Origin of the sequence: Siphonobacter sp. SORGH_AS_0500 (genome assembly GCF_031453245.1) — a bacterium.
Lineage (GTDB): Bacteria > Bacteroidota > Bacteroidia > Cytophagales > Spirosomataceae > Siphonobacter.
Window position 1 is genome coordinate 4,767,002 of sequence record NZ_JAVIYT010000001.1, and the last position, 12,227, is coordinate 4,779,228.

12 protein-coding genes are annotated in these 12,227 nt (G+C 43.7%); 3 read left to right on the top strand and 9 right to left on the bottom strand.

Annotation, left to right across the window (positions count from 1 at the left end; translation table 11 throughout):
• Nucleotides 1-70: 70 nt before the first annotated feature.
• The 5 genes from QE357_RS19980 to QE357_RS20000 all read right to left on the bottom strand — a co-directional run bounded on the left by QE357_RS19980 (nt 71) and on the right by QE357_RS20000 (nt 4,245).
• The gene (locus QE357_RS19980) at nt 71-1,057 is read right to left on the bottom strand and encodes a beta-ketoacyl-ACP synthase III (protein WP_106637042.1); all 987 of its coding nucleotides are present in this window, start codon (nt 1,055-1,057) and stop codon (nt 71-73) included.
• A gap of 62 nt (nt 1,058-1,119) precedes the next feature.
• Nucleotides 1,120-2,055, bottom strand: a complete 936-nt coding sequence (gene plsX / locus QE357_RS19985; protein WP_106637098.1) for a phosphate acyltransferase PlsX — start codon at nt 2,053-2,055, stop codon at nt 1,120-1,122.
• A 149-nt stretch (nt 2,056-2,204) separates the two neighbouring features.
• On the bottom strand, nt 2,205-2,399 hold the full coding sequence (gene rpmF, locus QE357_RS19990; RefSeq protein WP_106637043.1) for a 50S ribosomal protein L32: 195 nt from the start codon (nt 2,397-2,399) through the stop codon (nt 2,205-2,207).
• Nucleotides 2,400-2,494: 95 nt separating this feature from the next.
• Nucleotides 2,495-3,049, bottom strand: a complete 555-nt coding sequence (locus QE357_RS19995) for a DUF177 domain-containing protein (RefSeq protein ID WP_309711204.1) — start codon at nt 3,047-3,049, stop codon at nt 2,495-2,497.
• 155 nt (nt 3,050-3,204) lie between these two features.
• A complete protein-coding gene (locus QE357_RS20000) occupies nt 3,205-4,245 on the bottom strand; it encodes a toxin-antitoxin system YwqK family antitoxin (RefSeq protein WP_307141537.1) in 1,041 nt (346 codons plus the stop codon).
• Between the two features lie 160 nt (nt 4,246-4,405).
• On the opposite strand from QE357_RS20000, the gene QE357_RS20005 reads away from it, so the two are divergent.
• Entirely contained in the window at nt 4,406-5,347 is a 942-nt protein-coding gene (locus tag QE357_RS20005; protein WP_307141538.1) for a GDP-L-fucose synthase, read from the top strand.
• A 256-nt stretch (nt 5,348-5,603) separates the two neighbouring features.
• Nucleotides 5,604-6,251, top strand: coding sequence for a porin family protein (locus QE357_RS20010; protein WP_307141539.1), 648 nt, complete (start codon nt 5,604-5,606; stop codon nt 6,249-6,251).
• 78 nt (nt 6,252-6,329) lie between these two features.
• Here the strand turns inward: QE357_RS20010 and QE357_RS20015 are convergent, their stop codons facing one another.
• Both QE357_RS20015 and QE357_RS20020 read right to left on the bottom strand, forming a co-directional pair.
• A complete protein-coding gene (locus QE357_RS20015; protein ID WP_309711209.1) occupies nt 6,330-7,673 on the bottom strand; it encodes a S41 family peptidase in 1,344 nt (447 codons plus the stop codon).
• A gap of 151 nt (nt 7,674-7,824) precedes the next feature.
• Nucleotides 7,825-9,126, bottom strand: a complete 1,302-nt coding sequence (locus QE357_RS20020; protein WP_106637050.1) for a DUF349 domain-containing protein — start codon at nt 9,124-9,126, stop codon at nt 7,825-7,827.
• A gap of 86 nt (nt 9,127-9,212) precedes the next feature.
• Here QE357_RS20020 and ettA point away from each other — a divergent pair, with 86 nt between their 5' ends.
• A complete protein-coding gene (gene ettA / locus QE357_RS20025; protein ID WP_309711212.1) occupies nt 9,213-10,880 on the top strand; it encodes an energy-dependent translational throttle protein EttA in 1,668 nt (555 codons plus the stop codon).
• A gap of 45 nt (nt 10,881-10,925) precedes the next feature.
• On the opposite strand, the gene QE357_RS20030 is transcribed toward ettA, so the two are convergent.
• Both QE357_RS20030 and QE357_RS20035 read right to left on the bottom strand, forming a co-directional pair.
• Entirely contained in the window at nt 10,926-11,348 is a 423-nt protein-coding gene (locus QE357_RS20030) for a hypothetical protein (RefSeq protein ID WP_309711214.1), read from the bottom strand.
• 47 nt (nt 11,349-11,395) lie between these two features.
• Nucleotides 11,396-11,851, bottom strand: coding sequence for a hypothetical protein (locus QE357_RS20035; protein WP_309711217.1), 456 nt, complete (start codon nt 11,849-11,851; stop codon nt 11,396-11,398).
• Nucleotides 11,852-12,227 lie beyond the last annotated feature (376 nt).

Sequence of the window (12,227 nt, forward strand, 5' to 3'; positions counted from 1 at the left end):
CATGAACAGTTTGTTTAAACATCAGAAAATGAATTCAGTACCTTCAATCGTATCCTGAATTCATTTAGTATTATTTACCCCATTTGAGATAGACCGAGCCCCAGGTAAATCCGCCCCCAAAGGCAGCCAGAACCAGATTATCTCCGGGTTTTAATTGACTTTCGTAATCCCATAAACACAGCGGGATAGTCGCTGCTGTGGTGTTGCCGTAGCGATGAATGTTAAGCATGACCTTTTCTGGTCCAATACCCATTCGCTGAGCAGTGGCATCAATGATCCGCTTGTTGGCCTGATGCGGCACCAGCCAGGCTACGTCATTACCCGTCAGGTTGTTTCGCTCCATGATTTCAGCCGCAACTTCAGCCATGCGTACGACCGCAAATTTAAAGACAGCCTGTCCTTCCTGACGTGCGAAGTGCTCACGATTCTGAACCGTTTCCAGCGTGGGAGGATATTTACTTCCCCCTGCTTTTTGAAACAAGTGCGAAACGCCACTCCCATCCGAATAAACCTGAGAATCAATAATTCCATTTCCAGAGGTGCTCGGTTCGAGTAATACAGCTCCGGCTCCGTCTCCGAAAAGAACGCAGGTGGTCCGATCCGTGTAATCAACAATGGAGGACATTTTATCGGCTCCGACTACAATAACTTTGCGATATTTCCCCGTTTCAATAAACTGAGAACCGACCGTTAGTGCGTACAAAAAACCGGAACAGGCCGCTCCTAAATCGAAGCTGGGAATATTCCCCAATCCACTGCCGGCAGCAATGAGATTGGCTGTTGATGGAAATACGTAATCCGGCGTAACGGTAGCACAAAGCAGTAAATCGACTTCTTCGGGACTGGTCTGAGTTTTTGCCAGCAAGCCTTTCACTGCTTCAATGGCCATTACGGAAGTTCCCTGCCCTTCGCCCTTAAGAATTCGGCGTTCTTTGATTCCGGTACGGCTGGTAATCCATTCGTCCGAGGTATCAACCAAGGTAGAAAGCTCTTCGTTCGTCAGTACGTAATCAGGCACGTAACCCTGAACGCCCGTGATCGCTGCAGTGATTTTCATAGGATCTTATAAAGCAAAAAAGCATGAGTCATACGCTTACAGACGCGACCCATGCCTTCTGGCTAACTTAACGCTTGCTTAATCTTAGTAGAGACTTCTGATTCAATCTGTCGCTTTGCCAAATGAATCATATTTTTAATTGCTAAAGGAGATGAAATCCCGTGAGCAATAATCACATTACCATTGACCCCTAAAATGGGACTTCCGCCGGCTGATTCATAATTCATGTGGTTAACAAAAGCGTCATCCACTTTCCGGCTACTCAAAATATCGTAAATCGATTCACCCATTTTCAGAATTACGTTACCTGTAAATCCGTCGCAAACAATCACGTCTGCTTTATCGGTGAAAAGGTCTTTTCCTTCGATATTTCCAATGAAGTTATACTTCTTATTCGCCTTCATTAACTGATAGGCCGCCTGAGCAACAAGGGATCCTTTCTGTTCTTCTTCGCCAATGTTAACCAGAGCTACGCGAGGGTTTTCTACTCCATGCGTATACTGGGCATATAAAGAACCAATTTCACCAAATTGTTCAAGTGTTTCGGGCTTACAGTCGGCATTGGCACCAATGTCGAGTAACACGGCCATTTTTCCAGAAACCTGCGGAGCAAAACCCACAATAGCCGGACGAACCAGCCCTTCTACTGCTTTGACGCTAAATAAAGCACCTACGTGCATTGCTCCCGTATTTCCAGCCGAGCAGAAAGCATCCACTACGCGTTCTTTCAAAAGCTTGAATCCTACGCTAATGCTGGAATTGGGCTTTTGAGACAAAGCTTTCGTAGGATGTTCTCCCATGGAGATCACCTCAGTGGTGTGTACAATTTCAATCGAAGCAGGAAGAGTGCGATCACCCAGAATATCCTGGATAGCCGCCTGATCACCGATAAGTACGATCCGAACCGATTCGGGTAGTTCCGGTGCAGCCAGTAAGGCTCCCTCAACAACTGCTTTTGGGGCAAAGTCGCCCCCCATAGCGTCTACTGCAATCTTCATCCAGGTAACCAATATTTGGTGGCGGGCAAAAATAAGCGTTTCGCCAAAAAAATAAATGGTTAATTGCTGATTGTTCCTAATTAGAACTCGCTTTTAATTACGAATTCATAATTAGTTAACCAACAATTAACCATTTTAAACGCTATAAACTAGGCGTTTGCTTTGTAGTTTTCTACTACTACTTTACCACGGTAGTACAGATTTCCTTCGTGTACGTGTGCACGGTGGTAAAGGTGAACTTCGCCCGTAGCAGAATCAGTTGCTAATTGCATAGGGGTCAGGTTATCGTGTGTCCGGCGTTTGTCACGGCGGGTGCTGGAGTGACGGCGTTTAGGGTGTGCCATTTTGTTCTCAATTATGAGCCTTTCGCCAGTAGCGTCGGGCCGTTGTTATCTATGTGATCGATTTTGAATACTCTTTCTCTCGTACTGAAGCTGGATTACTTCGATCCATTTTTCAGTTTTTTCAAAGCTTCCCAGCGAGGGTCTACTTCGGGTTCCTTCTCTTCATCCGCCGGAATAGACGTATAAATCAAAGTTTCATTGGTTTCATCCTCCTCGTCTTCACTGGATTCCGTACGAAAACGGGGATGAAGTTTCTTCATGGGAACGGTTAATCCGATAAAATCGAATAAATACCGGGCTACATTAATGGTTGCCGTATCCCAGGGGATGAGTTCAATTTCATCAGAAATCTGTTCAGCTTTATCTCCAAACTTGAGAATCTGCTTCTCTTTCGTATAAAAAGGCTCCTGAAATGAATCCAGACTACGATCGCATACCAGCTCGTAGGAACCCTGAATATCGAAGCTCAGCTGAAGCATGGTAGAGGACTTATCCAGCCCTACTTTCGCCTTAAACTCTCCTTTATCAATTAAATCCTGCTCCAGAGCTTTAAAAAACTCTTCTCCTCCCTCAAACTCAAAGTCATAATGTTTATTCTCCAACTGAAGAATATCGACATCATACTTTCGGATTTCCTTCGAATTAGTCATCTCTGTCAAAAAGGCTCGCAAAGTTAGGCCAATCTGCTGATTTTTACAACGGTATAAAAATCATTTTTTACAGAAGGGCCCACTTTCGTGAATATTTTCCGTTAAAAACCTAAAACTTAAGCTTATTACCCTGCCCTTACTCAGGCATTGATTCTTTAAAAACGCTCGGTAGTCTGCTCTTCTTCTTTTTTTCCTTTGTTCTTGTTCTCGTAAATAAGCTTACCACGATTGTCGTACTCCCGCAATACCACTCCTTCTACGGCTTCGTATTTATCCGCTCCATACTGAATATCCCGTTTGGTACGACTACCACTGCCAAACTGATGGTATTCCCGCCAGAGTTTCACCCGAACCGAATCATCCATGTTGCCCTCTTCCTTCAACTGCCCGCCTTCGTAAAAAGAGCGGTATAGACCCGTATAATGACCATGCATGCGGGGAATTACTTCTTTGATTTTGGTTTTCGCTGCGTCGTAATACGTAATCTCTGATTCAGCCGGAAATCCCTTATCGTAACTCTGCTTATCCATTAAGCCTTCGTCTCCGTCCACATCCCGACCATATTTTTCCCAGCGACCGTGTTTGGTTCCCATATAGTAATATCCTTCTTCCTCCAGATGTTCACCTTTGAATCGGCGGTAAGGGCCGTGAAGAATCTGAGCGTAATCTTTATCCTTAATGGGTGTGACCAAAATGCGATGGGCCCGGTAATCAAACCAGTGAATATCCCGCACATACACGCTGGGGGCCTGATAGGCTTTTAATACATAAAACTCTTCAACCGTCACTTTATCGCCCGAGCCTAAGCGATTAGCTATTCTAGTCACCGCAATACCTTCGTATTCATTCCGCGAAAACTTATTAACGGTCTTTTTGTTCTTCTTGCGAGATTTAAGGACTTTCAGACCCAAATCAGAAGGTAAGCCATCGGTGTTCAAGTCTCCCAGCGGAGAAGAAAGACCAGCACCGGCAGAAACACCGCTCAACGCCGCTTTTTTTAGGTTTTCTTTACTACTAAAGGCTTCCTTTATTTTATTTTTTTTCTCATTGAGCTCATCCAGTACTGTTTTCTGGCCGCTCTTGTTAATGAGAGGAGCCTTGGATGTAGTTAATAAGGAATCTGTTTGAGCCTGCGTTTGTTGGGCACAAATCAGCAGGATAAATCCTCCCAATACACTGAGAAAAGATTTGTTCATGGATTGCTTCTGGTAAGTACTCGCGGGTGGAACGGTAAAAAAATGCTAATTATTTTCCGAAGTCTCTTATTCTAAGTGCAAAATTGCGAAGAGTTATTTTATTCTAAGGTAAACCTATTCACATTTAAACCCACCTATCTCATATAATCGTTCAAAAATCGTGGAAAAAAACGCTAAAATTTATATTGCCGGGCACCGGGGCATGGTAGGCTCCGCTATTCATCGAAAACTACAACAGGAAGGATTTACTAATTTTGCTTTACGCAGCTCAAAGGAACTGGATCTACGCGATCAGGCAGAGGTTCAGGCCTTTTTTGAAGAAGAACGTCCCGATTATGTTTTTCTGGCAGCAGCAAAAGTAGGAGGCATCGTAGCCAATAACACGTACCGGGCTGATTTTCTGTATGAGAATCTCATGATACAGAATAACGTTATTCACTCGGCTCACCTAACGGACGTAAAAAAGCTGATGTTTCTGGGTTCTTCCTGCATCTATCCCAAGCTCGCTCCCCAGCCCTTAAAGGAGGAATACTTATTAACGGGTTTTCTTGAATCTACCAACGAGCCTTACGCCATTGCGAAGATCGCGGGTATTAAAATGTGTGAATCGTATCGTCGTCAGTACGGGAAAAATTTTATCTCGGTGATGCCTACGAATCTCTACGGGCCTAATGATAATTACGACCTTCAGAATTCGCACGTATTACCAGCTCTGATTCGCAAATTTCACGAAGCTAAAGCCAATGGTTCGCCAAGCGTTGAAGTTTGGGGGACGGGTTCTCCCCTGCGGGAATTTTTGCACGCAGACGATTTAGCCGAAGCTTGTTATTTCTTAATGCAGGAATACGATGGTGAAGAATTTGTAAACGTCGGAACGGGCGTTGATTTGTCCATCAAAGCGTTAGCTGAACTGGTCAAAGAAACCGTAGGCTACGAAGGTGAACTCGTCTGGAATACGTCTAAACCCGATGGTACCCCCCGCAAACTCATGGACGTAAGTAAACTTCATGGCTTGGGCTGGAAACATAAAATTGAACTCCCTGAGGGCATTCGTCAGGTATACGAGAAATTCAAGGAACGCGAAGATATTCGAGTGATGTAAGTACGCTAGTGTCCTCGGTTAAAGGGTCTGGATCGGTATCGATTCAGACCCTTTTCTTTTTTTCACCCTTTCACAGGGTATTTTACCCCTTTCTATCCGCCTCATTATCAATTAACAGTTGGATTTTTAACTTTTTTTCAGAAAATCCTTAACACTCTTTAACTCAACAAATTCTTTAAATATTCAAAACTAAAGCACTTTTGAATCACCAAACAGAACATTGTCATCGATTCAAGCGGGTATTTCCCTATAAGCCATGAAAAAATTACTCTTCACTTCAGCCTTTGTTTTCTCTATCATTTTTGCCCAGGCTCAGGCCAATCGTTACCATCCCAGTAAGCAGTATTATTCCAGCACGGACCCAAGTGAAGTTCGCTTTGGACTCAAAGCAGGGGTTAACCTGGCAAACGTCATTGTGTCGCCCCGCCCGGGTAATCTCATCAGTGGACGGACTGATTTTCATGCGGGGTTATTCGTGGAAGTGCCCATTAGCGAAAAGGTCAGTTTTCAGCCCGAACTTTTGTATTCCCGTCAGGGCTTTCGCCTAATTAATGGATTCGGCAATGTGTCACTAAATACCATTAGTGTCCCTTTGTTAGCTAAAATTCACATGACACCTAACGTGTCGCTGGTGGTAGGACCGCAGGTAAGTTATCTGGCCAATGCCCGTATCGGACTTAATAACTGGTTTGCCTTTAATTATAACAATGCTTTTCAGAAAGTGGGCGTAGATGCCGTAGCAGGGCTTGAATTTGAAGCTGGCGATTTTGTCATTGGAGGTCGTTATAATTACGGTTTAAATAACGTCAACAAAGACTTTACCTTACTTGATCGATTTTCTCTGAATAATCTTTTGCAGGTTCGTAACTCAACGGTACAGCTTTCGGTAGGTTATAAGTTTTAATAGACATTTCCCCCATTTAATCATTAAGGTGAAAGAAAAAACCTCCGGACGCTGTCTGGAGGTTTTTTGTGGGATTACTTATAATGACTTTTTAGGTAAAGTCAACAAGACGCCCGGTAGGGTAAGCTCGGTTTGCAAACGTTCGTTATACTTATCAAAATTGGCAATCCGACCACTTGAAGTCGGGAATTGTCCCGTGGTTAAGTACGTTACCGCGTCTTTGATGCACCTTTCCTGTGGGTCGCCCCAGTTATGACTCACGTCATCGGCCTGTTCACGATCTACCGTCAAGCCATCGTAATAATCACCATAATTGTTTGCATTTACCTGCTTCACTGCCAGTGGGAATGCGTAATAATCCATAGTGGGAAGACCATAATACCCCGCCGGTTTTCCGTACGTCGTTCCTCCTACCAGCTTTACCGTCATGTAAGGCTTTAATGCATTGATTAGTAATTCACTAGCAGATGCCGTATTATTCGTGGTAATAAAAACTACCTTACTCAAATTCAGATTAGAGGCAGGCAGCGTACTTTCAAAATTAACCGTTTTGTTCCAGCTTGCGTACTTGGAGTTATGCGTGTCCTTATACATTAACTTGCCCGCGGCGGTGCTGGGAGCAATCAGGTTCGCAATCTTTACTGCTAGGTTTACGTAACCCCCGCCGTTGTAACGTTCATCAAAAATGAGTTCGGTTACCTGGTTGCTTTTTAAATAACTAAAAGCTTCATCCAGATCGGCGGAAGCTGTTGACCCTAAAAAGCTATTAAAAGCGATGTAACCGATCTTTTTACCATTCTGCTCAATTACACTGCGGGTTAATACCGGATTGGTTTGATAACTCCCACTGGTAAGATTTAAGGTCGTTGACGAGCCGTCAAGCTTTTTGAAAGCTACTGAAATCGAAGCCTTAGCTAATTCTGTGTTCAGGGCGTCTACGTTCGCCGTAGTAGCAGCCACGTTATTGATAGACACGACCTGCCAGCCCCGTTGTACGCCCTGTTTACCCGCACTTGAGTTAGCGTATACGTACGCAATACGCAGGTCGTTCGCAGCAGCAAATCGAAACCCTACACCGATATCGCCCTCAGTTCCTGAGGCAACATTATCCCAGTCGGATTTAAGGATGGCAAAACTCCAGCGATCCAGATTCGTGCCTTTCGTACCAAGCGGACTGTACGTTCGAACCTTCTTCATTACATCCTGAGGGGTGGCATAACTCGTCGGATTGAAGCTAGTTAGAGAAGGTAGTTTATCCGACCACAGGTAAAGTTCCTGAGAGAGGAAATACACACTGTCCCGAACATCTGCCGTTTTAGTAGTAGGGGTTGGCGTTGGCGTAATTGCTTTCTCATCTTTTTTACAGGAAGCAGCCAGCAAAACGACGGTTAAGTAAATTAGAAAATGGTGAAAAATTTTCATTTCAATATTTCGATTTTGGCAAGGATTGCATTTGATTCAATTGATAACCTAAAATACTACGAAATATTTTATTACTAGTTTTCTTTTTTATTGGTCAATAAAAAAGCCAGACTACGAATAGTCTGGCTTCTAAAACTAAAAAATTAAAAGCTTATAAAACGGTTTCCAGATCACGTTTGAACTCAACGAGTAACATTTCTTTCACGGCCACTTTCCGCTTTTGAGTATTTACTTTTTGAAAGAGAACTTTATCTGCCGCGACGTAGGCTCGAATCCGACCGTCAAATTCCAGGTATTGTTCCAGATCACCTTTTTCCTTACGTACCAGATATTCCATCTGATAAATCTGGATTTTGAGTTGATCGCGTTTGGGTTTTTCATCAAAATCGGGGTAACGATACCCAATTACCCGACGCAGATAATTTAACTCAAACACTTTATCACAGGCTAGACGGAACTTCTCGGCTACGTTACGATCCAGCGTTTTTACTTTAGGAGCTAAATCTTTCCACTTCACCAGTAACTCTTTGGCCCGATCGGCTGCTCTGGCGATAACGTCCTGATGAACTGAAGCAGTCAGCGTTTCTGCTTCTGCGGCAATGGCTTGTAACTCTGCCAAACGAGGGTCTACGCGAGGACGGGGCGTAATGCCTTTAATAGCGTTATAACGATCAAAGAAAATGGTAGTGGCCTTCTTAAAGCGTTTCCATAATTTGCTTTGACGTTTGGGAGGAACGGGACCAACCGTTTTCCATTCATTTTGAAGTTGACGAACCCGACCAAAGGCTTCATCAAACTCCGTGCTTCGCATCAGTTTTTCGGATTCCGCAACGATAGCTTCAAGTTTATCGAAACGTTCGTCGATGATGCGATTCTGTTCGGCATAATATTCACGGCGACGCTGGAAGAAATCATCAGAAATCCGATCAAAGCCTCCTTCGATCTCATCGAGGTATTCTTTGTCAACGGGGCCTGTTTTCAGCCATTTCGTTTTAATTTCCTGAATTTTATCCGTGGCTTCATTCCAGTCAGGAATAGCCGTAGCGGCCTGCTGAACTTCCTCCAGCAAGGCTCGTTTGATTTCCAGGTTCTTTACCTGATTGGACGAAATAAGCTCGCGAAGATAGCCTTCCAGCTTTTCCAACATGGCCAACAAAGGAGGGAAATCACCCAGGCCATCAAACTCAATGAGATTTTTTCTCAGTTGCAGCAGTTTTGTTAAGTAAGAACCCTTGTTTTGGGCCTCCTGAACATCCTGATGTAGTTGAATAACCTTCTGTTGAGCGAGTTGAAAGCGAGTTCTAAAGTACTCTAAAGCTTCTTCTTCCGTATTACGCACATAACCGATCTCGCGATCTGCGTAACCATTGTAGCCTTTGAGATAAACTTTTCCTTCTTTTGTGTAACCGTGGGTATCTTCGACGTAGCGGTTGGGTGTGATCGTGGTCTCCATGGGTTTTTGAGGGCTGAGACTGGACAAATGGTTCTGAACGCCTACTTTTGCCAGTGCTGGTATTCAAGCAACAAATAAAACAAAAAATGAGTAACGAAACCATAATCTTTTCGATGTCTCGGGTGAGTAAAGTAATTCCACCCAGCCGAACGATCATCAAAAACATTTCTCTTTCCTTTTTTTACGGGGCAAAAATCGGAATTCTAGGGTTAAATGGTTCTGGTAAATCTACCTTAATGCGAATCATTGCCGGCATTGATAAAAGTTACCAGGGTGACGTGGTTTTTTCACCCGGATACTCCGTGGGCATGCTGGAACAGGAGCCCCAACTGGACCCCGAAAAAACCGTTCGTGAGGTCGTAGAAGAAGGCGTCGCTGAGGTTGTAAACTTACTCAAAGAATTTGATGCGATCAATGAGGCCTTCGGAGAACCTGATGCTGATTTTGATAAACTGTTAGCTCGTCAGGGAGAAGTTCAGGAAAAACTGGACGCTCTGGACGCCTGGGAGCTGGATACACGTCTGGAACGGGCCATGGACGCTCTGCGTTGCCCACCCGAAGATGCTAAAATTGCGAACCTTTCTGGTGGGGAACGTCGCCGGGTAGCTCTGTGCCGTCTGCTACTCCAACAGCCTGACGTTCTGTTACTTGATGAGCCAACCAACCACCTGGATGCAGAGTCGGTACTCTGGCTGGAAGAACACTTACGTCTTTATAAAGGAACCGTCATTGCCGTTACCCACGACCGTTACTTCCTGGATAACGTAGCGGGCTGGATTCTGGAGCTGGATCGCGGCGAAGGCATCCCCTGGAAGGGCAATTACACGTCCTGGCTGGAGCAAAAACAAAACCGCTTGGCTCAGGAAGAGAAGCAGGAGTCCAAACGCCAGAAAACCCTGCAACGCGAGCTTGACTGGGTACGCATGGCTCCCAAGGCTCGTCAGGCTAAATCCAAAGCCCGTCTGGGTGCTTACGAACGTCTGTTAAATGAGGACATAAAAGAGCGGGAAGAGAAGTTGGAAATCTTCATCCCGGCGGGTCCGCGTCTGGGAAGTAAGGTCATTGAGATCGAAAATGTTTCAAAAGCTTACGGCGATAAGATTCTTTTCGAAAATCTGACATTTTCTTTACCTCCGGCTGGTATTGTCGGCGTCATTGGGCCCAACGGTGCGGGTAAATCTACCCTTTTCAAGTTATTAACGAATAACGAAAAGCCCGATACAGGGTCGGTAGAAGTGGGTGAAACCGTTCAACTGGCTTACGTAGATCAGTTACACGACAGCTTAAAAGCCGACAAATCCGTTTACGAAACCATCTCGGGCGGCAATGACCCCATGCTGATTGGTGGAAAAATGGTGAATGCCCGGGCTTACGTCAGCCGCTTTAACTTTAGTGGTTCGGATCAGGAAAAGAAAATTTCGAATCTTTCCGGTGGCGAGCGTAACCGCGTTCACCTGGCCATGATGCTTAAGGAAGGTTCTAACCTGCTCCTGTTGGATGAGCCAACCAACGACCTGGACATTAACACGCTCCGGGCACTGGAAGAAGGGCTGGAAAACTTCGCGGGTTGTGCCGTAATCATTTCCCACGACCGCTGGTTCCTTGACCGGATTGCTACACACATTCTGGCTTTTGAAGGGGATTCACAGGTATACTGGTTTGAAGGTAACTTCAGTGAATACGAAGAAAACCGCCGCAAACGTCTGGGTACGGATGCTACACCTAAGCGGATTAAGTATAAAAAGCTGATGTAAATAGATTGAAAGAGGAATACGTCTAGGCGTATTCCTCTCATTTCTTCAGGGCTTGTGATACTGATATTGTAGCTGAATTCTTAAGGCTAAAATTCCTACATACGCGGCTACAGGGCCTACTAAAACTAGCCAAGTTAAAGCCGTAAAACAGGCGAAACTTTTCGTAAAAACTACCGTATATAAAACATACAGCACAGGAAACCCCAAAGCCCACATAACTCTCTTTTTGGTTAAAACTCCTTTTTTTACTAATGAAATTTGGATTCCAATCATTGCCAGATATAAGAAGGTTTCCAAAAGAATTTCGGGCCATTTTGTAGAAAAATACGACACCAGGTAATATAAAGGAAATCCTGTTTCATTATACCACAACGGATAATAGGCCATTTCTCCATAACAATTAAATACCTGACAAAGCAGTGCACATAGTAATTGCATCCACGTTAAAAAGTAATCTACATTTTCCATATTTATCCCCTATTATTTAGCTTTTCAAACCTGCATTTAGCCTATAATCATAACATTACCCAAAATCTAGTACCGCCTTTATCCATGGTTATAAAAGATAGAATCTTTTTGTCTTTTATTAAAAGATTTAACAACGTCTCATTATTTGATTTAACGCAGAAAACTCTTTCATCATGTTTTTGCTTATGCAATAGGTTTTGCTCTTCCTTAGGTAATTTTTCGTAAGGGACATATTGAAACGTACGCAGGTCTTTGGGAGCTATCTTTTGATGAACACTTTCTAATACCATTCCTATAAGTTCTTTCCTTTTTATTTGAATGCTGTCATCTTCTTTGTTAGTACCGTTGCTAAAGTAAGCTTCTAAAATTTCTTGCTTATTAAAATCTGCTTCATGAATAGCTTTAACAAAGGACACAGCCATTTCTCTTTCGTTGCTAGCGATTGGTTTCGTATCAACAGCCCTTATTCCCCATAGAAGCGGCACGAACAGTAAAGTTTTCATTTCAGAAATGATTCAATAGTTAATACTAATTCCTGCCTTGAATAAGGCACTATCATTTTCTTGCTAATAGCACGCAATCCTTCCCTATTTTGATGATGAGCTTCCCTGAAAGCCTCTGCTAGTTACCTAATGAAAACTATAATAGCTCTCTAAAGAAGGACTTAAATAGTCCTGAGAAATGTAAATAATCCAGCCGTTAAACGCTTGTTTTCTTACTCAGATTCATCTTATCCTGAATTGATACGGTATAGACCGTTCTTCGTATGTTTCAGATTACTAACAAACCATTCTCTAACAAACCATTCTCCGCTTCGCTAACAGAAGTAGATTAATCTAAAGCGTCTAATAGTTCAATGGACAGCCGATAAGATAGGCC

Bases quoted from the DNA above. Each gene is read 5' to 3' on its own strand.
- QE357_RS19980 (WP_106637042.1), bottom strand. From the start codon at position 1,057: ATGAAAATCACTGCAGCGATCACGGGCGTTCAGGGTTACGTGCCTGAT.
- plsX (WP_106637098.1), bottom strand. From the start codon at position 2,055: ATGAAGATTGCAGTAGACGCTATGGGGGGCGACTTTGCCCCAAAAGCA.
- rpmF (WP_106637043.1), bottom strand. From the start codon at position 2,399: ATGGCACACCCTAAACGCCGTCACTCCAGCACCCGCCGTGACAAACGC.
- QE357_RS19995 (WP_309711204.1), bottom strand. From the start codon at position 3,049: ATGACTAATTCGAAGGAAATCCGAAAGTATGATGTCGATATTCTTCAG.
- QE357_RS20000 (WP_307141537.1), bottom strand. From the start codon at position 4,245: ATGAACAAATCTTTTCTCAGTGTATTGGGAGGATTTATCCTGCTGATT.
- QE357_RS20010 (WP_307141539.1), top strand. From the start codon at position 5,604: ATGAAAAAATTACTCTTCACTTCAGCCTTTGTTTTCTCTATCATTTTT.
- QE357_RS20015 (WP_309711209.1), bottom strand. From the start codon at position 7,673: ATGAAAATTTTTCACCATTTTCTAATTTACTTAACCGTCGTTTTGCTG.
- QE357_RS20020 (WP_106637050.1), bottom strand. From the start codon at position 9,126: ATGGAGACCACGATCACACCCAACCGCTACGTCGAAGATACCCACGGT.
- ettA (WP_309711212.1), top strand. From the start codon at position 9,213: ATGAGTAACGAAACCATAATCTTTTCGATGTCTCGGGTGAGTAAAGTA.
- QE357_RS20030 (WP_309711214.1), bottom strand. From the start codon at position 11,348: ATGGAAAATGTAGATTACTTTTTAACGTGGATGCAATTACTATGTGCA.
- QE357_RS20035 (WP_309711217.1), bottom strand. From the start codon at position 11,851: ATGAAAACTTTACTGTTCGTGCCGCTTCTATGGGGAATAAGGGCTGTT.